General features: G+C 68.0%; 21 protein-coding genes and 1 pseudogene. 12 read left to right on the top strand and 10 right to left on the bottom strand.

Features of this window, described 5'->3' with window-relative positions; all coding sequences use genetic code 11:
• Positions 1-316 precede the first annotated feature (316 nt).
• A complete protein-coding gene (locus E1182_RS16175) occupies positions 317-1,915 on the top strand; it encodes a HEPN domain-containing protein (protein WP_132265787.1) in 1,599 nt (532 codons plus the stop codon).
• Between the two features lie 70 nt (positions 1,916-1,985).
• Entirely contained in the window at positions 1,986-3,053 is a 1,068-nt protein-coding gene (locus E1182_RS16170; RefSeq protein ID WP_165942626.1) for an MrcB family domain-containing protein, read from the top strand.
• Between the two features lie 293 nt (positions 3,054-3,346).
• Here the strand turns inward: E1182_RS16170 and E1182_RS16165 are convergent.
• Together E1182_RS16165 and E1182_RS16160 are read right to left on the bottom strand one after the other, a co-directional pair.
• Positions 3,347-3,868: pseudogene (locus E1182_RS16165) on the bottom strand (site-specific integrase); the annotation flags it as partial.
• Between the two features lie 93 nt (positions 3,869-3,961).
• The gene (locus tag E1182_RS16160; protein ID WP_132265783.1) at positions 3,962-4,231 is read right to left on the bottom strand and encodes a hypothetical protein; all 270 of its coding nucleotides are present in this window, start codon (positions 4,229-4,231) and stop codon (positions 3,962-3,964) included.
• 618 nt (positions 4,232-4,849) lie between these two features.
• Between E1182_RS16160 and E1182_RS16155 the strand changes: the two genes are divergently transcribed.
• Positions 4,850-6,127: a cellulose binding domain-containing protein gene (locus E1182_RS16155; protein ID WP_132265781.1), complete on the top strand. Its 1,278-nt coding sequence runs from the start codon at positions 4,850-4,852 to the stop codon at positions 6,125-6,127.
• Between the two features lie 278 nt (positions 6,128-6,405).
• Here E1182_RS16155 and E1182_RS16150 read toward each other — a convergent pair whose 3' ends face one another.
• The 3 genes from E1182_RS16150 to E1182_RS16140 all read right to left on the bottom strand — a co-directional run bounded on the left by E1182_RS16150 (position 6,406) and on the right by E1182_RS16140 (position 10,227).
• Complete coding sequence (locus E1182_RS16150) at positions 6,406-7,569, bottom strand: glycoside hydrolase family 5 protein (RefSeq protein ID WP_132265779.1); 1,164 nt, start codon at positions 7,567-7,569, stop codon at positions 6,406-6,408.
• Positions 7,570-7,871: 302 nt separating this feature from the next.
• A complete protein-coding gene (locus E1182_RS16145; RefSeq protein ID WP_030334716.1) occupies positions 7,872-8,570 on the bottom strand; it encodes a class I SAM-dependent methyltransferase in 699 nt (232 codons plus the stop codon).
• Positions 8,571-8,961: 391 nt separating this feature from the next.
• A complete protein-coding gene (locus tag E1182_RS16140; RefSeq protein ID WP_165942625.1) occupies positions 8,962-10,227 on the bottom strand; it encodes an alpha/beta fold hydrolase in 1,266 nt (421 codons plus the stop codon).
• Between the two features lie 401 nt (positions 10,228-10,628).
• Between E1182_RS16140 and E1182_RS16135 the strand changes: the two genes are divergently transcribed.
• Both E1182_RS16135 and E1182_RS16130 read left to right on the top strand, forming a co-directional pair.
• Positions 10,629-11,081, top strand: a complete 453-nt coding sequence (locus E1182_RS16135) for a hypothetical protein (protein WP_243706243.1) — start codon at positions 10,629-10,631, stop codon at positions 11,079-11,081.
• A gap of 110 nt (positions 11,082-11,191) precedes the next feature.
• On the top strand, positions 11,192-11,512 hold the full coding sequence (locus E1182_RS16130; protein ID WP_132265775.1) for a hypothetical protein: 321 nt from the start codon (positions 11,192-11,194) through the stop codon (positions 11,510-11,512).
• 51 nt (positions 11,513-11,563) lie between these two features.
• Here E1182_RS16130 and E1182_RS16125 read toward each other — a convergent pair whose 3' ends face one another.
• Both E1182_RS16125 and E1182_RS16120 read right to left on the bottom strand, forming a co-directional pair.
• Complete coding sequence (locus E1182_RS16125; protein ID WP_243706242.1) at positions 11,564-12,733, bottom strand: winged helix DNA-binding domain-containing protein; 1,170 nt, start codon at positions 12,731-12,733, stop codon at positions 11,564-11,566.
• 101 nt (positions 12,734-12,834) lie between these two features.
• Complete coding sequence (locus tag E1182_RS16120) at positions 12,835-13,977, bottom strand: epoxide hydrolase family protein (protein WP_132265773.1); 1,143 nt, start codon at positions 13,975-13,977, stop codon at positions 12,835-12,837.
• A gap of 63 nt (positions 13,978-14,040) precedes the next feature.
• Between E1182_RS16120 and E1182_RS16115 the strand changes: the two genes are divergently transcribed.
• Positions 14,041-14,991 carry a YafY family protein gene (locus E1182_RS16115; protein ID WP_132265771.1) on the top strand — a complete coding sequence of 317 codons (951 nt, stop codon included), beginning with the start codon at positions 14,041-14,043 and terminating at the stop codon, positions 14,989-14,991.
• A 68-nt stretch (positions 14,992-15,059) separates the two neighbouring features.
• Complete coding sequence (locus E1182_RS16110; RefSeq protein ID WP_132265768.1) at positions 15,060-15,929, top strand: slipin family protein; 870 nt, start codon at positions 15,060-15,062, stop codon at positions 15,927-15,929.
• A 237-nt stretch (positions 15,930-16,166) separates the two neighbouring features.
• Here E1182_RS16110 and E1182_RS16105 read toward each other — a convergent pair whose 3' ends face one another.
• The gene (locus E1182_RS16105; protein ID WP_132265766.1) at positions 16,167-16,550 is read right to left on the bottom strand and encodes a peptidase inhibitor family I36 protein; all 384 of its coding nucleotides are present in this window, start codon (positions 16,548-16,550) and stop codon (positions 16,167-16,169) included.
• 236 nt (positions 16,551-16,786) lie between these two features.
• On the opposite strand from E1182_RS16105, the gene E1182_RS16100 reads away from it, so the two are divergent.
• Together E1182_RS16100 and E1182_RS16095 are read left to right on the top strand one after the other, a co-directional pair.
• On the top strand, positions 16,787-17,308 hold the full coding sequence (locus E1182_RS16100) for an RNA polymerase sigma factor (protein WP_243706241.1): 522 nt from the start codon (positions 16,787-16,789) through the stop codon (positions 17,306-17,308).
• 14 nt (positions 17,309-17,322) lie between these two features.
• Entirely contained in the window at positions 17,323-18,225 is a 903-nt protein-coding gene (locus E1182_RS16095) for a hypothetical protein (protein ID WP_132265761.1), read from the top strand.
• A gap of 304 nt (positions 18,226-18,529) precedes the next feature.
• Here the strand turns inward: E1182_RS16095 and E1182_RS16090 are convergent, their stop codons facing one another.
• The gene (locus E1182_RS16090; RefSeq protein ID WP_132265758.1) at positions 18,530-18,907 is read right to left on the bottom strand and encodes an MmcQ/YjbR family DNA-binding protein; all 378 of its coding nucleotides are present in this window, start codon (positions 18,905-18,907) and stop codon (positions 18,530-18,532) included.
• A 182-nt stretch (positions 18,908-19,089) separates the two neighbouring features.
• On the opposite strand from E1182_RS16090, the gene soxR reads away from it, so the two are divergent.
• Complete coding sequence (gene soxR, locus E1182_RS16085) at positions 19,090-19,566, top strand: redox-sensitive transcriptional activator SoxR (RefSeq protein ID WP_132265756.1); 477 nt, start codon at positions 19,090-19,092, stop codon at positions 19,564-19,566.
• A 156-nt stretch (positions 19,567-19,722) separates the two neighbouring features.
• Positions 19,723-21,132 carry an MFS transporter gene (locus E1182_RS16080; protein ID WP_243706240.1) on the top strand — a complete coding sequence of 470 codons (1,410 nt, stop codon included), beginning with the start codon at positions 19,723-19,725 and terminating at the stop codon, positions 21,130-21,132.
• 119 nt (positions 21,133-21,251) lie between these two features.
• On the opposite strand, the gene E1182_RS16075 is transcribed toward E1182_RS16080, so the two are convergent.
• Positions 21,252-22,277 carry a PaaX family transcriptional regulator C-terminal domain-containing protein gene (locus E1182_RS16075; RefSeq protein WP_132265754.1) on the bottom strand — a complete coding sequence of 342 codons (1,026 nt, stop codon included), beginning with the start codon at positions 22,275-22,277 and terminating at the stop codon, positions 21,252-21,254.
• 524 nt (positions 22,278-22,801) lie between these two features.
• On the opposite strand from E1182_RS16075, the gene E1182_RS16070 reads away from it, so the two are divergent.
• A partial coding sequence (locus tag E1182_RS16070) for a dienelactone hydrolase family protein (protein ID WP_132265752.1) occupies positions 22,802-23,727 on the top strand: 926 nt, incomplete at its 3' end.

Raw genomic sequence — 23,727 nt, 5'->3', positions numbered from 1 at the left:
GGGTTGGGGTTAGAGCTGCCTCCGGCGGGGGCCAGACGACTCCAGGATGGAGTTGCCGAACGGTTCCGGTCCGTGGGTGGTGGGGGTGGGATGCCATCCCGCCAGCCACCGACCCAGGCAAGCCGAGCAGGCCAGGGCCAGGGTGACAAGGTCGTACGTCCAGTAGGGCGCTCCACCTTGTCACCCTGGCCCTGGCCCGCTCCACCAAGGTGTGGGTCGGCGGCAGACGGGATGGCGTAGTTCGGCCGGCGGGCGCGCCACAAATTCATATCGCCCTCGCGAGAAAGAACGGGGAGTGTTGTGTTAGCGTCCCTCAATGCCGAGTGATCAGTTTGACGCCGCCCGCCAGGCTTTCGGTGATGCCTTCATTAAATATGTGTTGAATATAGAGGGCGGATCTTCACTTGATGAAGTAGTGCCAACTTCAGTGCAAGGTCAATGCGTAGCCTTCCTGGAGTCGCTAACAGTTCAAATCATGCAATCCGAGCTGGGCTATCAGCGTGACTGGCTGCGAACGCTGGCCCTCGTGCCGGGCCCAGGGGGGTCGGGTACCCCGATAGCCACTGCCATGCGACAAAAATGTGGTGGAGTATTGCCGGATGTTGTGTCGGATGACGCAGTGGAGAGTGTGTTTCTGGAGTGCGTTCGAGATGCCTACCCTGTACTTCTGCTTCCTGTGGAGGATGAGTCGAAATTCCGTCATCCAGGACTAGTTCCGTTCTCGGTTGGCGACCGGCTTGAATCTGCAAATCGCCTTCGAGTTGCCGTACTCGCAGACGATTCCTTGCGGCGCTTGTTTCCGGATTTCAACGGTAGTCGAGGTAGCTCATATCTGACATCGGAGGCCGGCGATTATTGGACCTTGCAAATCGAGAGCTTGCCGCAGACGTTAATCAGCTATGCCCTGTTAATAGCAAGCGTCGACCGGCTCCCTACCGTGGAGGAGGCTGTCCAGCAAGCCCGTGAAGTGCTTGCGGTCTCACGGGCTCTTGCTCGTGGAGAGCGGGTTCAACTGCCCGTTCTCGTCGGCCTGTCAAATATAGAGTTGGGTAGGTCGGTAGAGGAGGTAGATTTGGTTGTAGGTAGGCTGGTGCGACCAACTATACCTGCTGTCAATCGCCTTGGTCCGAGACGGGAGCCGACCGTCACGGCCATTCTAGTGACTACGGCAAGTCAGAAGATCATCAAGGTTGACCATGCGGATGAGTTTGATTTTGGCATCGGATTCAGTGAGGAGAACCCTAAGAACTCCGCCTTAGAAGCAGCGCGTCAGGAGGTGCAAAATAACATCGACCGGGCCCGGTACTCGCTTCTGCTCGCGTCTGAGGGGGATTTAATTGCAGCATTGGTGCAACGTACGACGCGACTCAGCCCTTTGGACTCCGGCGCCAGCGTCGCAATTGCCTCGAATGAGTTTGGTCCCTATGGTTCTACAATTCTAGACCAAGCGGCAGCGGGCCGAGCAAGCGATTGGGCTTTAAGGGTGTCACGCGAGCATCCTCGGTCGCTAAATATCGGCATGCGCCGCCTGCTTTCAGCGGCCACGGCCCGGCTTGATCCGATGGACGGATTTATTGATGCGGTTATGTGCTGGGAAAACTTATTTGGCGAAGCCCAGGAAACGTCATTCAAGGTTTGCGGATCGCTGGCAATGCTGCTCGAGTCGGGCGACGAACTGAAACGAGCAGATCTGTTCTCAAGGCTAAAAAAGCTTTACGATACTAGAAGTAGGCTTGTCCATGGAAGTGACGAGCCTGATTGGTGGACAGCCATGCGACACCGCGATGAGGCTGTAAACGCCGCCATCAACGCAATGCGCCGAGCGTACGATGTGCCGAGACTCTTGGAGTTGAGTAGCGGCACGGAGCGCTACAAGCGCGTCTTGCTGGGTGTTAATCCATCCCGTGCCAAATAAGGCAGGACACCGTCAAGCGTACGTCAATTATATGCTTGACGCCGGAGTGCTATGCGACAGGGAGCGTGCGGTGTACCTACGAGAACTTATCGAGGCTATCGGTCTGAAGTACGACAGGACACTGGGCATGAGTAGTCAAGCTCAGAAGCTCCTGCGCGGCGCCAAGGAGGAAGTCGAGCAATGGATTCCCGGTGGCTATATTGCTCAGGGGAGCGGAGGCACCGGAGGCGCGTCATACTGTCCCTGGATTGCCATCTTTGACCCGGACGAGACGACGACGGCCCAGCGCGGTATGTACGTCGTATACCTCTTCGCGGCAGACATGAAGACCGTAGCGTTAACCCTGAACCAGGGCGTCACAGAGCTTCGGAAGACGCATGGCGGAGCCAAGGCCCGCAAGCTGCTCAAACAACAGGCTGAAGCGATTCGCTCAGTCTTCAATCCCGCCGACGTTCAAGACCTCGAAGCCACGATCGACCTTCGAGCCACTGCAACGCTCCCCGTGGACTACGAGTACGGCAACATCCTCGCCCGTATTTACACGCTGACCGACCTTCCAACCGAGCAGGAGATGGTGGCCGACCTGCAACGTTTCGTCCGGCTATACGCTCTTGCCCTCGAAGGCCGGGAGGAGGTTCGCCAGTCTGGCGACGCTGCGATCGTCACTGCGCCGGTAGCGAAGCCGCCTCCTAAAAAAAAGACGGCAGAGTTCAAGCCGAAGAGTGACGCCGACTATCGGCAGACCATCGAGCAGCAGGTGATCGTCAAGACTAAAAAGCACGAAACCCTCGTCAAAGAGTACGGCCTCTTTCTCCAGGCGGCCGGGTTCGAGGTAGCAACGAACGTTCACCCGAGGGATCTAGTGGCCGACCGCGATGACGCGCACTGGTTGATTGAGGCCAAGATAGTCAAGGCCGGCAACGGCGTGCATGCGGCCCGCGAGGCGGTAGGCCAACTACTCTTTTATAGCTTCTTTCTCTACGAGGCTAGTGTGCCGGTAGGGAAAGTCGCACTGTTCAGTGAGGCAGTGGGGGAGGCATGCGTTCAGCTTCTTGAACAGCTCGGCATCGCAGCCGTGTGGAAGAACGGCCATGGTTGGGCGGGTTCGCCTGCGGCGGTGGCAGGCGGCCTCTGTTGACACTCCGTGAGGGCCTACTCAGGCGACACACCGGCAGCATCATGGTGGCAGCGTCAGCAAGAAGTCAGCAAGAGGCTTGCTGCTACATACTTTAAACACTCCACCGCTGGTATACCAGCCGAAGAATTCGGCAGCAGGCGACAGCCCATAGGGTCCGATGACATCCGGGATCGACATTCACACCGAAGAGGTCACTGGTTCGATCCCAGTATCGCCCACGCAGGTAAAAGGCCACTTCCCAATGATGGGAGTGGCCTTTTTGCTGCCCGTACAGCAGCTAAGTACAGCAACGGTCATCTGCCGGGGGAATCACCGAGGCGCTTGAGGGCGTCCCGGGTCGCCTTGGACGACACCTGCGTGTAGATCTCCATCGTCACGGAGAAGCGGGCGTGCCGGAGGACCTGCATGGCGACTCTCGGGTGGACGTCGAGGTCGGCCAGGAGCGTGGCGCAGGTACGCCGGGCGTCGTGGACAGTGGTCGGCTTGACTCCGGCTTTCTCGCACCGCGTCTGCCAGGAGCGCTGGAAGTTGCGCGGCTCGATGGGCGTGCCATAGCGGGTGGTGAATACAAGGCCATTCTCGTGCCACGCCTTGCCGGCGGCTGCTCGTGCCTCGTCGTGTTGTTCGCTCCTCAGCTTGAGGGCTGTCAGACAGACGTCGGGCAGGGGCAGGGTGGCGTCGGACGCCTGGGTCTTGGTGTCGCGGTGCAGGAGCTGGCCGCGTACGCGTTGCAGTTGGCGGCCGATGGTCAGCTCTCCGGCGTCGAGGTCGACGTCTTCCCAGGTGAGTCCCAACGCCTCGCCCTTGCGTAGGCGGATGAGCATGAACACCGGAAAACCCGTCCGGCAGCACAGGGCCTGTGAAAGAGCAGGTCACCGATCCGTGTTGGTTGCCTGGGGGCCAAGTGGTCAAGATGGTTTTGTTCCGCCTTCGGGTGCCGAGTTCTCCTCTGACGCCCAGTAGAGAACGTCGCGCCAGTCCTCACGTGCGACTTGGCTGTAATGACGGACGAGCCGCCAGTCGCCCTTGGCTAGATCCAGGATGGCGTGCAGTACCCGCTCGTACGGCGGCGTCAATGGCAGCTCATCTCGCGAGGGCAGAAGATGACGGGCGGACGCCGCATACTCTCGGGAGCTGGCGGCGAGGCGCTGTTCGATGGAGTCGGGCATGGTGCTCACGTCACAGATGCTGCCAGACTCCAAGCGCCGTACATCGATGCCGACGCTGGGCGCGGCGCCGGGAGCACCGCCCGGTGCCTGCCTCTTAATCCGCTGGCCCAAGGATGCGCCGGGTGTAGCGGCGTCTGTAGCAACGATGACGGACGACGGCACACGATAGTCGTCACTGCCGCTTGTGGGGCGGCCAAGCCGCCCACATCGCGGCGATCGCGTTGCCGGTGCAGATACATTGACAAGCATCACTTGACAGACGTATGACGTCAGATCTACGGTTGTCGAGTCCGATTCGTTGAGCTTTGCGGAGACCCCGATCCGAACGCGCCTCGCGTACTCGGTCAGCCTTTTATTCATTCGCGCATCGCGCTCGGCCCGCGACCACACCCTCACACGCGGCCTGATCCGACACATGCGGCCTCGGGTCGTGCGCAGATGGGGTGGGGGCCGACGGTCGGCTGATGGCGGGGACGCCGACGACCAGATGCCGGCGGCTCAGTGCCGAGCGGGCCTTGCCCGTGGTGATCCGGACATCGCTCGTGGATCAGCGGACCGCACGGTGGACGGCACATCCTTGCCGGTCGGCAAGCACGGAATCGAGAGCTCAATACCAGAAGGAGTGGAATGCTCTTGAAGCGCAGATCAGCACTTGTCGCCGCCGCGGTCGCTGCGGTCACCGTCATCGCGGCCGGCGGGATGATACTCAACGGCGGGCATGCCTCTGCCGACACTGTCGGCACCCAGGCGACGTCGGCCGGGTGCGGTAAGGCACCTACGCTGACCAGCGGTACACGCACAATCCAGAGCGGCGGGCAGAACCGCAGCTACATTCTGCGGGTTCCCGACAGCTACAACAGCAACCACCCATACCGTGTGATGTTCTCCTTCCACTGGTGGGGCGGCACCGCCGAACAGGTCGACAACGGCAGTACCAGCGGCCCCGCGTGGTCCTACTACGGGCTCCGGCCGCTGGCCAACAACACCACGATCTTCGTCGCCCCGCAGGGCATCGGCAACGCCTGGCCCAACTCCGGCGGCCGGGATCTGACCTTCGTCGACGACATGGTCAGACAGATCGGGGCCGGCCTGTGCGTCGACACCACGCAACTGTTCGCCTCGGGCTTCAGCTACGGAGCCGGGATGACCTATGCCATCGCCTGCGCGCGGGCAAACGTCTTCCGCGGGGTGGTGCTCTACGCCGGGGGTGTCCTCAGCGGGTGCGAGGGCGGCACTCAACCCATCGCCTACTTCGGCATCCACGGGCTGCGGGACACCACGCTGTCGATAGCGGGTGGACGGTCGATGCGCGACCGGTTCGTCAGGAACAACGGCTGCACGCCGCAGAACCCGCGGGAGCCGGCGCAGGGCAGTCTCACCCACGTCGTCACCTACTACACCGGGTGCAGGCCGGGCTATCCGGTGGTGTGGGGCGCCTTCGACGGACCGCATGCCCCCAACGCCGTGGACGGCTCCGCTGACCCGTACGCGCCCGGCGCGCGGTCCTGGACCCAGCGGGAGGTGTGGAACTTCATCACCCAGCTCGGCAGCAACACGCCACCGACCACGCCGCCACCGACCACGCCGCCACCGACCACGCCGCCGCCCGGCGGTGCCTGCAGCGCCAGCTACCGAACGGTCAACTCCTGGCAGGGTGGCTTCCAGGGTGAGGTCACCGTGCAGGCCGGCTCCTCGGCGATCACCAGCTGGACCGTCCAGTGGGCGCTCGGTAGCGGCCAGAGCATCACGCAACTGTGGAGCGGCACGCTGACCAGCAGTGGCTCGTCGGTGACGGTGCGCAACGCGCCCTACAACGGCGCTCTGCCGGCGTCCGGGTCGACCACGTTCGGCTTCATCGCCAACGGCACGCCGTCGTCCCCGGCACCGACCTGCACCAGCCCGTAAACCTGCATACCGGAGAAAGTGGCGGACCCACACCCACCGGAGGCCGAATCGTCGGCGCACGGTCGGGCGTGGGTCCGCCGGCTCGTCCGGCCTCGGGTTCCGAGCGTCGACGACATCGGGTACCCCGGCGACGACGAAGACGGCGCCACAGCGCCGAGCGGCACGCTATGAAGTGGCGACCGACAACGGCAGCCAGGTCCTCATCGCCGTGACCGAGTCGACCATCGCCGCCCTCCTGAACCTGAAGTGCGTCGGGGAGAACTGATCCCGCAGTCCGCTCAGGAGCGGTGACCGGCGGATCGGTCGGAAGCGGCGGCTCTGGCCAGACGGCTCTTCAGGCCGGCACCGAAGCTTGTGGGGGTGCCGGCGTAGTCCGTGATGAGAGCCGGTCCCTTGGAACAGTCCCAGGTGTTCCAGGTCCAGCCCAGGTACCCGACGCCGTGCGCGTCCGCCCACGTCATCAGCGTGTCGATGAAGGCGTGCCCGCAGTCGTTCTGACCGATCTCGGTGAGGGTCAACGGAACGACGGCCGCCACCGGCGCCAGTTGTCGGTCATAGCACGAGACGCTGTTGCAGGCGTTGAAGTTGTAGACATGGGCTGCGGCTGCCAGGTTGCCGGTCGGATCGGTGGGTCGGTACTGCAGCCACTGGCTCAGGTCGTTCGCATAGGTCAGCCCACCGAGCAGGATCACGTTCGTCGCACCGGTCGCCCGTACCGTGTTCACCAGCGTCTGGAAGCCGGCAACCGGGTAACCGATGCCGAAGCAGTTGCCGCCGTCACGCCAGCACCGCCACGCGGCCGGCTTGTCGAGGGTGAGGCTCGCCCAGTCCGGGTACGGCTCGTTGAACAGATCGAAGAGCACCGCGTCGTTGCCCTTGAACGCGCTCGCCACGCTCGTCCAGAACGCAGGCGCGTACCGGGCGCTCGGCATCGGCTTCTGACATGTGGCCCTCTCGTCCCAGCAGCCCGCCGAGAACAGCACGTACCTGCCCCAGGTCCAGTGCACCTCCAGAATCGGGTTGATCCCGTTGGCCACGAGCAGGTTCACGTAGTCCTTCACCGCCTGCTGGTACGCGGCACCGCTGACCCCGCCGGCCGTGCCGAGCCAGCACTCCTCGTTCAGCGGCACCCGTACGGCCCGCACATTCCAGGATCGCATCGCCGTGACCGAGGACTGGTCCATCGGCCCGTCCCACATACCCTTGCCCTCGACGCAGGAGAACTCGCCGCCGGACCGGTTCACGCCCAGCAGACGGTAGGTCGCCCCGCTCTCGGTGACCAGCCGGTTTCCGGACACGTGCAATGCGGGCGCGGGTACGTCACCGTTGACCTCGGTCGCGGCAGCGGCCGGTCGCGCTGCGGAGAAACCTGCCGTCAGGCCGCTGACGAGCAGTAGGAGCAGAGCGACAAGGGCCACCAGGGGCGGGCGCTTCTGCGGCATCAGTCACTCCACCGGGTGCTCGATCTTGAAAAGTTGCTGCATGTTATCTCACGTATGTCGATGTTCCCATTCCCGGTGTGTCAGCCCGTGGGGCCAACGGTTCCCGGGCTGTCCGGTCCACGTGAAGGTGGCACTAATCGTCGCGCTTGAGCAGTAGCGGTGCCAACTAGGTGCGGACGGCGGAAGCGTTTCCGTCCAGGTTTAGTTGGCACCTTCTTGAGCGGGGTGGCCGAGCGCGGCGACGTCGTCCTCGTCGAGCTTGATCACCACCGATGCCTGGGTCAGTGGACTTGGCCGGGATGCTAGGGCCGGCGGTGTGCAAAGAGGACCGCTCCTGGAAGGCTCTCGTCGAGGCCGAGCAGCATCTGGGCCTTGACCGTGAATCCGGCATCGCGCAGCCAGGTCGCCATCCGGTCCGGCTGACGGCGGTGCACGTAGACCTTCATCGGATGACCGCCGTAGCCTTCCGTCTTCAGCTGTGACCCATCTCCGACGTGAAAGCCGAGCAACAGAGGTCCATCGGGACGCAGCACCCGCCGAAAGTGGCCAAGAACCGCCGGGATCTCGTCGTCGGGGATGTGGATCAACGACCAGAAGGCGAGCAGAGCAGTGATCGAGGCGTCAGCGAGTTGTAGGTCCGTCATCGAACCCACCTCGAACCGCAGGTCGGGGTGCTCCCGCCGAGCGATGTCGATCATCGCGGGTGCCAAATCGACGCCGAAGGCATCGACGCCCAGCTTATGCAGGTGGGCAGTGACATGGCCTGGTCCGCAGCCCACGTCCGCCACCGGGCCACCGCCGGCGGCATGGACCAGGTCGGCGAACAACGCCAACGCCGCGAGCAGATAGGGCTCCCCGGCCAAGGCCACCCGTGTGTAGTCGGAGTAGCTGTCGGCGACCGTGTCGTAGGAGATCCGGATGTCTGCCAACCAGCCGTCCGCTCGCCTGCTCCGTGACCCAGAAGTGCCGCCGCCTTCCAACCGCGTTCCGGTATCCGTCATCGTTCGGCTCCTCCTCATGTGGTGCGGACGCGTAGGTCTCGGAAGCCGCGCACGCTACCAGTCTCCAAGCCAACTTCGGTGAACTGAGCACCCACCTTCGAGGTTTTGACACCGCCCTGGCCGTCACCAGCTACAACGAGACAGACGCCAGATGTCGGAGACCGGAGACCAGTGCCAACACAATCCGGACGGTGCCACCACTGGTGCCAACAACCGTGGACGGTGCCAGCTTCAAGTGGACCGGACACGGGCGTCGGGGCCAATCCACTCGGGTGGGCGTTGCTGTCCGTTACCGCCCCACCGGGACGCGCCGCGCGGCACCCGGGCCGATCGGGCGGCCGTAGGTGCCATCACCTGGATGGCTCTTGTCGCGGAGCAATGCGTGGCGGCGCTAGCAGGCCGTGTCCTGCTCCGGCAGTCGCCCGTGCACCAGGTAGGCGGTGACCGTGCCGGTCAGGCAGGCGTTGGCCTGGCCGCTGAGCAGCGGCACGTGTGTCCGCTTGTCCACGGTGACCAGCCGGGAGCCGGCGACGGCGCGGGCGGTCGCGGTCGAGTTGGCCGGTGGCACCGAGGCGTCGCGTAGTGCGGCGAGCACGAGTGCCGCCGGTGCCCGGTTGGTGGCGAGGGGCGGGGTGTTGTCCCGGCTGACCGGCCAGAAGGCGCACGGGTTGAGGTTGGCGACCGACGGGCCGAAAACGGGATGGCGGGCGCCGAGGCGGGTCAGGTCGCGGCGGTAGGTCGACAGGTCGCGCGGCCACGCGTTGTCGCCGCAGCGGAAGGCCAGGTTGACCGCGGTGTGGTTGTCCGCCGGCACGCCCGGGGTTCCGGGCAGGGCGGCCGGTCGCGGGTTGAGCGGGATCGGCGGCGGGGTGCCGGCGAGGATGGCCGCGAGGTTGGTCGCGACCACTGGCCAGAGGTGCTCGAAGAACGTCGCGATGACCGCCAGGGAGCCGAGCTCACTGGCGGTCCAGGCGTGGTCTCCGGCCACGATCGGCTCGACCGCCGCTTTGGCGAGAGCCTGGCGCAGGGTCTCCGTCACCTCGGCCGGCGTGGCGCCGAGCCCGAACGCCGCGCTGTTGTCGGCGACGTACCCGGTGAAGGCGGCGTAGTTCTCCTCGAAGGCCGGGAGCCGGTTGAGCTCGAAGCGACGCCAGGCGTGGTCGTAGTCGACCGGGCTGTCCAGCACGAACCGATCCACCCGGCGCGGAAAGAGCGTGCCGTACGCGACGCCGAGCATCGCAGCGTACGAGCCGCCGAGGAAGGACAGCCTCCGCTCGCCGAGGCGTGCCCGGATGACGTCCATGTCGCGGGCGGCCTGTGCGGTCGTGGCGAACGGCAGCGCCCAGCCGGCGTGTCGGGCGCAGGCGCGGGCGTACGCGCGGGCCTCGGCTGCGGTGTCCTTCAGGGACTGGTGGGTCGCGGTGCGCACCCAGTAGCCGCCCGGCTCCTCTTCCGGCTGGCCACAGGTGATCGGAGTGCTGCGCTCGACGAAGCGCATGTCGAACCCGACGATGTCGTACCGGGCGAGCACCGCGGGATCGACGATGGCGGCCAGGTTCAGCGGCTCGGGGACCCCGGCGCCGCCCGGCCCGCCGCCCGTGGTGACCAGCACGCCGCGGCGAAGCGCCGGGTCGGTCGCGGGGAGCCGGGAGATCATGATGTCGATCGTTGGGCCGGCTGGCCGCGCATGGTCGAGCGGCACCTGGACGGTGGCGCATCGCAGGCGGGTGTCGTCGACGCCTGGGCAGGCCCGCCACGCGAGGCCCGATCCGCTGGCCGCCCCGCTGGCCGCCCCGGCTGGGGCGAGGGCCACGGTGAGGCAAGCGACAACGACAGCGGCCACCCCGCGCATCCACGCCCCCGACCATTGATCCATGGTTATCTACGCCTGACACGCTATGGCGCACGCCCCCAGACCGCAACGTCCCGGCGAGGGAGTGTCGCGGAATCGTGTCGGAACAAGGAGTGCCGACCGTCTCGTGATCGAGCACGGCAACGGGCGCCGTCAGTGCTTCCAGAGGGTTTCCAGGAAAGAGCCGTACTGCCTACTCTGGTCGCATGGAAGCCCGGAGGACCAGCGTCTGGCGGAGCCGTTACGCCGTGACGGACCGAGGTCGAGAGATCACGGTGTGGGACAGTTCCATGTGGAAGAGCGGCGGCGAGTTCGAGCTCGACGGGCGGCGTTTCCAGGTCCGCTCCAATGTCTGGGGCAACAAGTACACGATGGTCGACGACGCCGAAGCCGTGGTCGCCTCGGCCGACCGGGTGGGCCGCAGGCGGTGGACTGTCGAGGCGGCCGGGCAGACCTACCATTTCCGGCGTAAGTCCATCTGGCGTGACGAGGAGGAACTGGTCCTCGGCGACACCCGGGTGGGCTCGGTACGCAAGACCAGCTTCTGGCGCGGCGACGTCGTCGTCGAGTTGCCGGGCCTCGCGACAGCGTTGCAGCTCTTCGTGTTCGGCGTCGTCATCAGCATGTGGGACGCGCAGGCTTCAGCGGGAGGAAGCTGAACGCCTCCGACGAGGCGGTATGTCGCTACAGCGCGGACTTCTGCGATGTCGCCGATGACGTCCTGGTCGCCGGCCACTCGGCGTGGCACGCTCGCCCTACGATGGCTCGCATGCCCCCGGTCACGGATGAAGCCCTGCTGGGCATCCGGCGAAGTCCGATGTACCGTACCGCGATCTGGCTGACCCGGGTGGCCAACCTCGTGGGGCTCCCGGTGGTTGTCTGGGGCCTCGCCTCCGTGGCGCCGAACGTGCCCGCGCTGCCGGTCCCGGTCTTCATGGCCGCCTGGGCTACCGGGTGCGTGGCATTCGTGCCGGCCCTCGTGCTGTTGCGCCGCTGCGGCATTCCCTTCGAGCGCAGGGGCACCACCTGGGTCACCGACAAGCGTGTCGGCGCCGCGATCCTCCGGGACGTCTTCTGGCTTCGTCCCTGACCAGCGGCGATCCCTTCCCACGGCCACGCCCTGCCGGAGGCCCTCCGTCGCCTACGCGTGTCCACGCAGGGCGACCGGGCCGATGGTCAGCCGTGGTTCGGCTTCGAGGATCTGCCCGATGCGCTCGACCTGGTCGTCGAGTTCCCGGCGTGCCGCGGTGGTGAGTGTGGTCAACGGTTCGACGGTGAGGTCCACCGTGTGCCTGGTGCGGCGGTGATGCCAGATCCCGGCGACGGTGCCGTCGACGAGCAGTACCGGGAAGTTGCCGGCCTGCCCGCCGGAGAGGGCACGTTGCCCGGCGGGGCCGGGGAAGAGCCGCTCACGCGGGTGGCAGCCGACGGTGTAGGCGTCGAAGTACGGCAGTAGCCGTACGCCCTGCGGCGGCCCGGGCTGCGGCGCGATGTCGCCGGCCGGTACCCAGGCGACAGTGCCGGCGGTGTCGACCTGGTGCAGGTCACCGGCGAGGGACGCGAACAGCTCGGTCGCCCATCGGCGTGGTGCGGACAGCCATTGCGCGAACTGCTGCGGCGTGGCTGGACCGTACGCGTACAGGTAACGCTGGACCAGGCCGGCGAGGGCGTCGGCTGCCGGGGCGGGCCGGAACCCTGGCAGCCACCGCTGGGGGTTGGTGTAGGTGACGTTCCGCCCACGGTTGCGGCCGAAGCAGAGCACGCCCCGGTGTGCGGCGAGGTGGATGGCCTGCCGCCAGCGCGGCCACATGCCGCCGAACGCGGGCACCACCGGGTCGGTGGCCCAGCCGCCGGTACGGGCAGCCACCGCCGTGTTGAGGTCCTCGACGGTCAGTTCGGCGTCTGCCAGTGCCGCCGCGATGGCCGCGACGACCTCGTCGGTCTGCTCCGGGGTCAGCCGCGCGTCGGCGCCGAGGCCGTTCGTGGCAGGCGGCACGGCGCGGAGCGCACCGGTCCACAGCGGCAACTCCCAGGTGGGTAGCAGGTGGACGGTGCCGCGGGGACCGAATGTCTTGACCAGGCTGCCGTCCCCCCACAGCGCGTGTTGGACGTCGGCTCGGGTGGCCCCGGCGACGCGGAGCCCAACGGAGACCTCGGCGGCGGACAACACCTGGGCGTGGGCGCCGCACATGGCGGCAACGGCATCGGCCGGGGTGCCACGTGACGGGGTGGACAAGCCGTGCCGGTCGAGTCGCCGACCCCACACATCGGGCCAGGACAGCCGTGGCAGCACGGTGGCACTGTCGGTCAAGGGTGTCTCCGGTTCGGTTTCGGGTGCCACTGCGGTGACCTGCTGCGCCGTGCTGGCCCGGATCGTACGGGTTCGGGCCGGCACGGCGCGTCGGCCCTCGGTCAGCGGAGCTCGCGGAAGAAGGCGCGGATGTCCTCGGTCAGCGTCTCGGGTTCCTCGACCGCGGCGAAGTGGCCGCCACGGTCGATGTCGGTCCAGCGGGTGATGGTGTTCTCGGTCTCGGCGTAGCGCCGGATGCCGACGTCGTGAGCGAAGACGATGGCGGCGGTGGGGACGCCGGAGTTGGACTGGGCGGCGCCCCAGGCCGACTCCTGGGCGTAGCCCACGTAGGCCGCTGTTCCGGCGGTGCCGGTGAGCCAGTAGATCATGGTGTTGGTGAGCAGCCAGTCCCGGTCGATGATCTTGTCCGGGAGAGCCTCGCGTGGGTGGGTCCACTCCCGGAACTTGTCCATGAGCCAGGCGAGTTGGCCCACCGGCGAGTCGGTCAGGCCGTACGCGAGGGTCTGCGGACGGGTGGACTGGATGGCGATGTAGCCGAACTCCTCGTTCATGAACGCCTCGATCCGGGCGATCCGGTCGCGTTCCAGGTCGGACAGGGTGGCCAGGTCCTCGTCGCTGAGCGGCAGCGGCGGCAGCGGGCCGGGGCCGCCGTTGACGTGGACTCCGGCGACCCGGTCGGGTGCGACGCGGCCGAGCTGCGGGCTGACGGCGGCGCCGATGTCGCCGCCGTGCGCACCGTAGCGGTCGTATCCGAGCCGGCGCATCAGCTCGGCCCAGGTGCGGGCTATCCGGTCGGTGTCCCAGCCCGCGTCGGTGGTGGGTCCGGAGAACCCGAACCCGGGCAGCGACGGGATGACCAGATGGAACGCGTCGGCCGGGTCGTCCGGCTCGGTCAGGGGCCCGATCAGGTCGAGGAACTCGGTGAACGAGCCGGGCCAACCGTGGGTGAGCACCAGCGGGAAGGCGTCCGGGTGCGGGGAACGCACGTGCAGGAAGTGGATCCGCTGCCCGTCGATCACAGTGGTGAACTGGGGGAAGGCGTTCAGTCGCGCCTCGGCGGCCCGCCAGTCGTATCCGGTACGCCAGTGGTCGACCAGGTCGCGCAACCACCCGACCGGTACGCCCGTGGACCAGTCGTCGCCGGGTAGGGCGGCCGGCCAGCAGGTGGCGTCGAGCCGGCGGCGCAGGTCGTCCAGGCGGTGCTGGGGGATCTCGATCCTGAACGGCGTGATCTGTTCGCTCATGACACCTACCCTAGAAATCGCCTAGGGCAGGTTCCGCCCTAGCTTCAGGGCAAACTTCAGAACATGTGGGAAACTTCAGCTCGCCTGTTGCGCCTGCTCTCCCTGTTGCAGACCCCTCGCGACTGGACCGGTGCCGACCTGGCGCAACGCCTCGAGGTGGACGTACGGACCGTGCGCCGCGACATCCAGAAGCTGCGCGACCTCGGCTATCCGGTGAACGCCACCGCTGGCGCGGCCGGCTACCGGCTCGGCGCCGGTACGAAACTGCCTCCGCTGCTACTGGACGACGAGGAAGCCGTGGCCGTCGCCGTCGGGCTGCGCACCGCAGCCAGCGGCACGGTCGCCGGCATCGAGGAGACGTCCCTACGCGCACTGGCCAAGCTCGAACAGGTACTGCCATCGCGCGTACGGCACCGGGTCAACCTGCTGCACTCGGTCACCGTCACGGTGCCCGCCGCCGGTCCCACCGTGGATCCGAACGTGCTGACGGTGGTCGCCGCGGCCTGCCGCGGGCACGAACGGCTCCGCTTCGACTACCACAACCACGGGGGCACCACCTCGGTACGCGACACCGAACCGCACCGCCTGGTCCACACCGGCCGGCGCTGGTACCTGGTGGGCTGGGACACCGACCGGCGCGACTGGCGCACCTACCGGGTCGACCGGATCCGCCCGCGCGTTCCGACCGGACCCCGCTTCGCGCCCCGCCAGGCACCCGACGTCGACCTGGCCGGCTACCTCGCCCGCGGTGTCTCCACGGCCGCCTACCGGTACCAGGCCCGGATCACCCTCCACACGCCGGCCGAGACCGCCGCCGAACGGTTCCCGCCCACCGTTGGCGTCGTCGAGGTCGTGGACGAGAACACCTGCCTGCTGCGGACCGGATCCAACTCACTCGACGAGATCGCCGTGTACGTCGCGCTGTCCGGCTTCCGCTTTCGGGTACACGAGCCATCCGAGCTCGTCGCGCGAATCCGCGACCTCGCCGCCCGGCTCACCGCCGCCGTCGAGTAGTGGGTTGCGCGAGCGAGGACTACCCGCCGGGAAAGCGGGAAAGCCCGCGCGACGCGTGAGGGGGTGCCATGGGGGTGGGCGTGGTGGTCGGCCTGGTGATCGTGCTCGCCGTCCTTGCCCTGCTCGGCGCGCTGAGCATCCGGATCGTGCAGCAGTACCAGCGCGGAGTGGTGTTCCGGTTCGGGCGGGTGGTGGCGCCGGTCCGCGAACCCGGCCTGCGGTTGATCATTCCGGTCGTCGACCGGATGGTGCGGGTGAGCATGCAGACCACGGTGATCGACGTGCCGGCGCAGGGTGCGATCACGCGGGACAACGTGACGCTCACCGTCGACGCGGTCGTCTACTACCGGGTCGTCGATCCGGTCAAGGCCCTGGTGAACGTACGCCAGTACCCGGGGGCGGTGCTGCAGATCTCGCAGACGGCGCTGCGCTCGGTGATCGGCAAGGTCGACCTGGACACACTGCTCGGTGACCGGGACAAGGTCAACGCCGACCTCAAGTCGGTCATCGACGCGCCGACCGAGGGCCCGTGGGGGTTGAACATCGAACGGGTCGAGGTCAAGGACGTCGCGCTGCCGGAGGGCATGAAGCGCTCGATGTCCCGCCAGGCGGAGGCCGAGCGGGACCGGCGGGCCCGGGTGATCGCCGCCGACGGCGAGTTCCAGGCGTCCCGGCGGCTGGCCGACGCGTCCCGGGCGATGGCCGACACGCCCGGGGCGTACCAGCTGCGGCTGTTGCAGACCGTGGCGGACGTGGCGGCGGAGAAGAACAGCACCCTGGTGATGCCGTTCCCGGTGGAGTTGCTGCGCTTCTTCGACCGGTTCGTGCGTGACACCACCGCCGAGGAGCGTCAGGCCGGTGAACACCGGGTCGCGGGGCAGAGCGCCACCGCCGTGGGCGGTGACGGTCATCGCGGCGACGGCGGTAGCCGTACGTAGGCGTTGCTCACCTGCCAGGTCGGCCAGTCCCGTCGCCGCCGGGCGCCAACGCGAGCGGGTACGACCCGCCGTCGGTTCGGCAGGGCGGACCGGAACCGGGCCGAGCCGGGCACGGCCTACCCGGCGCACGGCGATGAGGCTGGCCGTCGACTGCCGGCCAGCCTCATCGCCGTGCTGTCAGGGTGCTGCAGCGATGTCAGGCAGGCACGGAGCAACCGGAGAGCGGCCCGTTGGCTCCTAGCACGGCTTGGCGTACCAGAATGGGTCGAAGTCCAGCCAGTCGGCGCCGCCCGGGGGGATGAAGGCGTGGATCGCGTTGCGGTTCTGGTCCAGTAGGTTGGCCCAGGTGCCTGGCGTCTGGTTGTTGTGGACGGACCCGTAACCGTTCCAGTTGTACAGCGCGTAGTCGCGGCACGCGTACAGCACGAACATGCGACCGCGACGCTCGGTCTCGGTGTAGAGGCAGAACGCGGTGTAGGGGCAGGGGCCAGCCGCCCGCGAGGAGACTCCGGCAACACTTGCGTTGTGGTTGTCGTCGGGGCCGGCGTGAGCCGCCGAGGGTGCCACGAGGGTGGCGGCAATGGCGGCGAATGCGGTGATCAGGAGCAGCCGTAGCTTCATGAGCCCACAGTGTCAACCCGGTTGCACTGGGTCAATCGGTTTATCTGTGTCGATGGCCACTCGGAGGGCGGCGGATCTCGGCGTCGCGGTCGGCTGCCGGTCCTGCCCGGCGGTGGCAGCGCGATGATCGGCGCGACGAGGTTCGAGTCTCTTCGATGAAACGGCATCCGTTCGCCGGACATGTAGAGGATGCTGGGCAGTTCCGCCCAGCGCTTGCCCAGGCGAAGGGAAGTCAGTTGGCACGCGCCGCACCCACCTCGCGCGATGGTGACGCCGCCGTCCGGTTCGAGGCCCTGTACCGGACCTGCTACGAGGATCTGCTCCGGTACGCCCTGCGCCGTTCCCACCGGCCGGAGGAGGCCGCCGACGTGGTGGCGGACACCTTTGTCGTCGCGTGGAGACGCATCGACGACATCCCGGCGGACCAGGGCAGGGCGTGGCTGTTCGGGGTCGCCCGCAACGTCCTCGCCAACCAGCATCGAGCCGCGCGGCGAGGCATGGAGCTCGCCGGCAGACTGCGCAACGAACTCGCCCACGTCACGGTCTCCCAGCCGGATGTCCCCGCCGAGATCTCGACGGCGTTCCGCGGGCTCGCGGAGGCCGATCAGGAGCTGCTGCGCCTGGTGGCGTGGGAGGGGCTGACGGCTGACGAGTTGGCGGTGGCCCTCGACTGCTCGCCGAACGCCGCACGCATCCGTCTGCACCGTGCCCGTCGCCGCTTCGCCGAGGCGCTGCGGGCACCGTCCCTCACCACATGAACGGGGAATCGCCGATGACCGACACCGACGAGCAGCAGGACCGGCTGATCCGGCAGCTGTCTCCACAGTTCCGTATTCCCGCCTCCGCGTCGAGTCCGGCCGGGTCCGCCGCCGACGAACTGCGCCAACTCATCATGGGAGTGTCCGAAGTGTCGCCAGTAACCGAGATCGCCAAGCCCACCGTTCAGCCGGTCAACGGCACGGCGTACCGCAGGTCGTGGAGCTGGCGGCGGCGTCTCGCCTTCGCCGTGCCGACGGTGGCCGGGCTGGGCGCCCTGGCCTTCCTCGGCATCGCGACGCTGCCCGGGTCCAGTCCGGTCGGCCCCGTCCCGGCGCAGGCCGACGCGCTCCAGGTCACCCGGGCGGACAGTCACCTCGACATCAGGATCCTGGACCCGGTGGCCGACCCGCAGCGGTACCGTGCCGAACTCGCCCGGCACGGCCTCAGCATCGACCTCAAACTGGCGCCCGCCGGCGCGGACCGGGTCGGGCGCCTCATCTTCGCCGAAGAGGACAAGCGTGGCGGTCCGTCGATCGAGACGATCGAGGCGCCGGGCGACTGCTCGGCCACCGGCAACTGCTCGGTCGCCGTCCGGGTGCCGCTGGACTACAAGGGGCACGCGCAGCTCGTCTTCGGTCGTACGCCGAAGCCGGGCGAGACCGTCGAGGGCGATGCCCCGGTCCTGTCCGAGGGGCAGGAGGCGGACCTGAAGGCGCTGGTGGGCAAGCGGGTGTCCGAGGCGCGTGAGCTGCTGGCCGCCCGTGGTCAGACCGCGCAGTACCGGGTGGGCTCCAGGTCTCTCGAAGCCTCCGCCGACCAGGTGCCGGGCAGCTGGCACGTCTACGACGTCGCGCCGCTGGCCAACAACGTGGTGGTGCTGTGGGCCTCGGCGGACGGCAAGGAACCCACGTCCTGAGGTGACGATCGACGCGCCGCGTACCCCGTAGGCGCGGCCCGACGGGGGTCGGGCGGTCCCGGCCGGTGGTGATCCGGCGCCGGTGGCTCGGGCGCGGGCGTTGCGCCGGCCGGGACCGTCGAGGGGCCAGGGGGCCGGCCCTCCCGCGTCAGCACGCCGCGGTCGTTGAGTACGACGCTGTCGTGCAACACCAGGATGTAGGTGCCGGGCACCGTGCCCGGCTCGCCCGTGCCCAGGATCGCCGCCGAACCGTCCGCCGCCGGTGCGTGCCCGTCGGCGTAGCCCTGGCGGTCCCTGGGTCGGGTCAGCGCGGGGTCGCGCCGTCGAGGTCGCTTTCCACCGAGTCCGGCGCACGCATGCGCCACGCGTCGGTGACCAGTTCCGCCAAGCGGTCGACGCCCACCTGCGCCAACCGCAGCATGACCAGGGGAGACCCGTCGTACGCGGGGGTGGTGAAGAAAAGCTCGGGCTCGCCGAGGAGCAGGGCCTGCTTCTCGGCCTCGTCGCCGACGTACAGCACCGCGATGTCGGTACGGATGGCGCGCGGCCCGCCGGGCCTGCGCTCGGGGTAGGACCAGACGAATCCCTTGTCGACGACCCGGAAGTCGAAGCCCTCGCTGTCGATCTCGACCACGTGTGGCAGGGCCAGCGCCAGCCGGCGGACGTCGTCGGCGTCAGCCATCGAGGTCGCTTTGAGGAATCGCCTGCCGCATGGGCACAGAATAGCCGCCGCCGCTGGGTGCCCGAAGCGGATCCACCGCCGGCGCCAGGCCACCGCGATGACCACCGTCGCCGTCACCCTAGAACCTCAACAATTGTTAGGGTCAACGTGGTGGGAAAGGTGGAACAACAGAAGGTCGGACCATGACACTGGACAGGGATTTGACGGTGGGGCAACTCGCCGAGCGAAGTGGGGTGAGCGTCTCGGCGCTGCACTTCTACGAGCGCCAGGGGCTGATCACCAGTTCACGGACCGCCGGCAACCAGCGACGGTACCGTCGCGACACTCTGCGTCGGGTGGCGCTCATCCGGATCGCGCAGCGCGTCGGCATACCGTTGGCACGGGTTGCGCAGGCGCTGGCTGAGCTGCCCGACAATCGGGTGCCCACCCGTGCCGACTGGGAACGGCTGTCCCGCGGCTGGCAGGACGATCTCGACGCCCGCATCCACCATCTGCGCCTGCTTCGGGACAGCTTCGCCGACTGTGTGGGGTGCGGATGCCTGTCCATCGACCGTTGCCTCCTGGCGAACGCCGACGATGTCCTCGGTTCCCTGGGCGCGGGACCGCACCGGCTCGCCCCCTACGGTAGCGGCCGACAGGCTGCCGGCGGAGGTTCGTGAACTGCCGCCGGCACCCTGGTAAACCGATCGGACTTGACCTCAATATTTGTTCAGGTCGCAGTCTGGGGGACAGACGACATCGACTGCCCGGTCGGCGGCGGGTGTCCCCGGTCAGAGGGGCGGAACGCCGGTGAGAGTTCAACGAACAGGAGAACTGTGCGTCGGAATCCCGGAACCGTGCTCGCGGCCGTGCTGCTGTCGACCGTGTCGCTGCCGATCACCCTGACCGGTGCCTCTGTCGCGCTGTCCGACATCGCGGCCGACCTCGACGCGGACCTGACGCCGGTGCAGTGGGTGGTGACCGGTTACAACGCCACCTTCGCGAGCTTCATGCTCGCCTGCGGCTCGCTCGCCGACATCATCGGCCGACGGCGGATCTATGCCCTCGGCGTCGCCGTGTTCGCGGTGACCGGCCTGATCAGCACAGTGGCGGACAACATCCTGCTGCTCGACGTGGTCCGCGCGATCGCCGGCATCGGCGCCGCGGCCGCCGCGGCCAGCGGCGTCGCACTGCTCGCCGCCTCGTTCGAGGGACCGGCCCGAACCCGGGCGTTCGGGCTCTTCGGCACCGCGCTCGGTGTGGGTCTGGCGTTCGGCCCAAGCATCGCGGGCGTGCTCGTCGACGCGTTCGGCTGGCGGGCCGTCTTCGCCACGCCGGCGCTGGCCGCACTGGTCGTCCTTGCGCTGGTGCCGCGACTGCCCGAGTCGAAGGACGCGACGAGCCGCCGGGTCGACCCGCCGGGAACGCTGTCGTTCACCGCATTCCTGCTGTTGCTCATCTTCGGCGTGGTGGAGGGGCCGAGGCAGGGTTGGACGAGCCTGTGGGTCGTGGGTGCTTTCGTCGCCTCAGCCGCCCTGCTGCTGTGCTTCGTGCTGGTCGAGCGGCACCAGCGAAACCCACTCTTCGACTTCAGCCTGCTGCGTAGCCGGCACTTCGTCGCCTTCTCGGCGGCGGCCGCCACGATCATCTGCGTGATGATCCCGCTGTTGGTCTACCTGCCCTCGTACTTCACCGGGGTGCTGGGCATGACCTCGGGACAGGCCGGTGCCACCCTGCTCCTGCTCACCGCGCCGACGCTGGCGCTGCCCCTGTTCAGCAGCGTGCTCACCCGGTGGGTCCCGCCGACCGCGGTGGTCGTCATGGCGGTCGCTCTCGTCGGGGTGGGCGCGGCCTGGCTGACGGTCATCGAGCCGGGAATCAGGACGCTCGCCCTGGCTGGCCCGCTGCTGGCCCTCGGCGCGGGAATGGGTATGACAACCGGCATGATCGATGGTGTCGCGCTGTCCAGCATCGAAACCGGCCGGGCCGGGACTGCCGCTGGCATGCTGAACACGGCTCGTCTGGCCAGCGAGACGGTGGTCATCGCCATCTTCGGCGCGGTACTGGCCAGCACGGCCGGTGGTCGGCTGGCCGAGCCCGGCTACACGCGTGGGATGGACATCACGCTCTGGGGCCTGGCGGCCCTGGCGGCAGCCACGCTGCTGCTGCTGATCGCACTGCTGCTGCGTCGTCAGTCGCCCGCCCCGGTGGCGGTTGAGCCCGCGGAGCCGGTGGGCAAGGTCTGACGGAAGCCGAAGGGCGGCAGGAATTGCCCTGCCGTCCCCTTCCGGCTGCGCGAGACCCCCGCCGGGAGGCCGGCGTGGCGGGTGATCCGTCTGGACCTGCGAGCAGCGGCGCGACCGCGTCACCTCACTGCGCCACTGCTCGCCGTCCCGGTCGGCGCCGGGTCCTCACCGGGGCCGTCGTCCGGGTGCAGCGGGCGGATGCCGAGGCTCATCTCGGCGACGGTGTGGGCCCGGATGTCGAGGTGGGGTCCCTCGACGGTCTGGGCGACGACGGCGCGTACGTGCTCCTGGGCTGGTTCGGCCAGGTGGTCGTACACGGTGCGGAACAGTTCCCGCGCGCGTGCCCGGGGCCAGTCGGGCGGCATGAGTTCGCTGGGCAGCAGGGGGTCGAGGGCCGGGAACCGGCGGTAGGTGTCCATCACCTCGGCGCGGGCACGCACGGCTGCGGCGCCGGTGACACTACCGGTCCGTAGGTCGGGCAGCAGAGGTTCCCAGCGCTGGATGAACCTGTCGTACTGCTCGGCGATGCCGGCGATGTCCCAGGCGTCGATCGGGTTGCGCGTGCCGCCGGCCGTCAGTTCCAGGTGCTGGGCGCGGAACGCGGTGATCGTCCCCGGGGTCACGGCGGGCAACTCGGCCCGTTCCTTGATGGTCAGCGGGTTCGGCGACACCCAGACCCCGTCGTACAGGGGAGCGAATCCGAGCCACCGCAGGTGGGTGCGGAGCGTGCTCCGCCGGATGCTCTCCTCCTTCGGCAGGGTGAAGATGACGAGTGTCCACGACCCGTCCCAGATGTCGGGATGGGCGGCGTACGCGGCGACCGTCATGCCGCCGAGGGACAGGTTGGCGGCGGCGGCCAGGGTCAGCCGGTACGAGCTGTGGCGGCCCTGCCGGCTGCCCTCCAGTACGCCACGCCGGGCCAGCCTGCTGATGGTCGTACGCGCGGCACCGGTGGTCACGTCGAAGTCGCCGAGCAGGGCGACGATCGCCGCGGTCGGCAGCCAGGCGCGGGTGCGCAGCGTGTAGTCGGTGATCAGGGTCACCGCGAGGCCCTGGGGTGAGCCGCCGGTCTGTCGACGTGGCAGCCGTACGGGCTCGGCGGCGGTGTCGGGAAAGATCTCCTCGATGTCGAACGGGCTAACCACGTGTGCTCCGGCGCGAAGGGTGGTGAGGGGCGCTGCCGACTGTAGTGGTTCCGCCGCTGCGGGAGCCCTTGCGGACATCATTCCATCGAGAACAATCGTTTGACACTTGTGTGCGTCGGCGACAGACTATCCGACACATCCTGGTTCTGCGGGAGCCAGTGCGGGCAACAGCGACCCGACGTCCGGTGTCGGTCCCGGTCGCGTGACGAAGAGGGGCACTTCGTCGCGTATCCGAGCCGTCCGTCGTGCTCCGGCACGGTCGCCGGGAGCGACGAGCGGGCCGGAGGCTGGCCGCACGGTGTGCGGGACCGGTGAACCACGCCCCGCCCAGGTACGCCGGACCGGGAGTCGACGCGCCTGTGGCCCAACCGGCCGGGCGCATCGCCGACGCCGGACGGGCTGACGACGTCACAGACCGGTAACCCGGGACGAGCCGAGCCCGGGCGCCACCACGGCCATCGTCCGGACCGGGAGCCGCCTGCCTCATCGTCTCTCCGCCTTATGTCGCAAGGAGGTACAAGGCAATGTCAGAAAGCGAAACTGAGCCCCGGGTATCGGGGATCGCCGAGGCCGACCGGCCGAGGTCCGGCCGCTCGGGTGGGCGGTGGCGGCGCACCGCGGCGGTGGCCGCGGTCGCGCTCTGCGCCTTGTCGGTCGCGGTGGCGGTTCGTCCGGCGTTGGCGGCGGACAATCCGTACCAGCGGGGTCCGGATCCGACTCCAGCCAGTGTGGGGGCGTCGCGGGGGACGTTCGCGACGGCGCAGGTGAGTGTGCCGGCGGGGAACGGGTTCGGTGGTGGGGTGATCTACTACCCGACGGACACCAGCCAGGGTCGGTTCGGTGCGGTGGCGGTCGTGCCGGGTTACACGGCGACGTGGGCTGCTGAGGGTGCCTGGATGGGGCCGTGGCTGGCGTCGTTCGGGTTCGTGGTGATCGGGATCGACACGAACAGTCGTAACGACTGGGACGCGGCGCGTGGTACGCAGCTGTTGGCCGCGTTGGACTATCTGACCCAGCGTAGTTCGGTGCGGGACCGGGTGGACGCGAGTCGGGCGGCGGTGATGGGCCACTCGATGGGTGGTGGTGGGGCCATCTACGCGGCCCTGCAGCGGCCGTCGTTGAAGACCACGGTCGGGTTGGCGCCGTTCAGCGCGTCGCAGACGTTGAACAACATGCGGGTGCCGACGATGCTCCTCGCCGGACAGAACGACGGAACGACCACTCCGGCGAGTATTCGGAACTACTACGGTCAGGTGCCGTCCGGGGTGGAGAAGGCGTATCTGGAGTTGACCGGCGCGGGGCATGGTTTCCCGACGTCGAACAACCCGACGATGATGCGCAACGTCATCCCGTGGTTGAAGATCTTCGTCGACAGCGACACCCGGTACACGCAGTTCCTGTGCCCGCTGTCCAACACCAACGGCATCCGGTCGTACGAGAGCACCTGCCC

Origin of the sequence: Micromonospora sp. KC721 (assembly GCF_004348355.1) — a bacterium.
In the GTDB taxonomy this organism is placed as follows: Bacteria; Actinomycetota; Actinomycetes; order Mycobacteriales; family Micromonosporaceae; genus Micromonospora.
The sequence above is the reverse complement of the archived record's forward strand: the minus strand, read 5'-3'. Positions and strand labels throughout refer to the sequence as shown.

Excerpts from the sequence above, each read along its gene's own strand:
- E1182_RS16175 (WP_132265787.1), top strand. The coding sequence starts at position 317 with ATGCCGAGTGATCAGTTTGACGCCGCCCGCCAGGCTTTCGGTGATGCC.
- E1182_RS16155 (WP_132265781.1), top strand. The coding sequence starts at position 4,850 with ATGCTCTTGAAGCGCAGATCAGCACTTGTCGCCGCCGCGGTCGCTGCG.
- E1182_RS16150 (WP_132265779.1), bottom strand. The coding sequence starts at position 7,569 with ATGCCGCAGAAGCGCCCGCCCCTGGTGGCCCTTGTCGCTCTGCTCCTA.
- E1182_RS16145 (WP_030334716.1), bottom strand. The coding sequence starts at position 8,570 with ATGACGGATACCGGAACGCGGTTGGAAGGCGGCGGCACTTCTGGGTCA.
- E1182_RS16140 (WP_165942625.1), bottom strand. The coding sequence starts at position 10,227 with ATGATCTCCCGGCTCCCCGCGACCGACCCGGCGCTTCGCCGCGGCGTG.
- E1182_RS16135 (WP_243706243.1), top strand. The coding sequence starts at position 10,629 with ATGGAAGCCCGGAGGACCAGCGTCTGGCGGAGCCGTTACGCCGTGACG.
- E1182_RS16130 (WP_132265775.1), top strand. The coding sequence starts at position 11,192 with ATGCCCCCGGTCACGGATGAAGCCCTGCTGGGCATCCGGCGAAGTCCG.
- E1182_RS16120 (WP_132265773.1), bottom strand. The coding sequence starts at position 13,977 with ATGAGCGAACAGATCACGCCGTTCAGGATCGAGATCCCCCAGCACCGC.
- E1182_RS16115 (WP_132265771.1), top strand. The coding sequence starts at position 14,041 with ATGTGGGAAACTTCAGCTCGCCTGTTGCGCCTGCTCTCCCTGTTGCAG.
- E1182_RS16110 (WP_132265768.1), top strand. The coding sequence starts at position 15,060 with ATGGGGGTGGGCGTGGTGGTCGGCCTGGTGATCGTGCTCGCCGTCCTT.
- E1182_RS16105 (WP_132265766.1), bottom strand. The coding sequence starts at position 16,550 with ATGAAGCTACGGCTGCTCCTGATCACCGCATTCGCCGCCATTGCCGCC.
- E1182_RS16095 (WP_132265761.1), top strand. The coding sequence starts at position 17,323 with ATGACCGACACCGACGAGCAGCAGGACCGGCTGATCCGGCAGCTGTCT.
- E1182_RS16090 (WP_132265758.1), bottom strand. The coding sequence starts at position 18,907 with ATGGCTGACGCCGACGACGTCCGCCGGCTGGCGCTGGCCCTGCCACAC.
- soxR (WP_132265756.1), top strand. The coding sequence starts at position 19,090 with ATGACACTGGACAGGGATTTGACGGTGGGGCAACTCGCCGAGCGAAGT.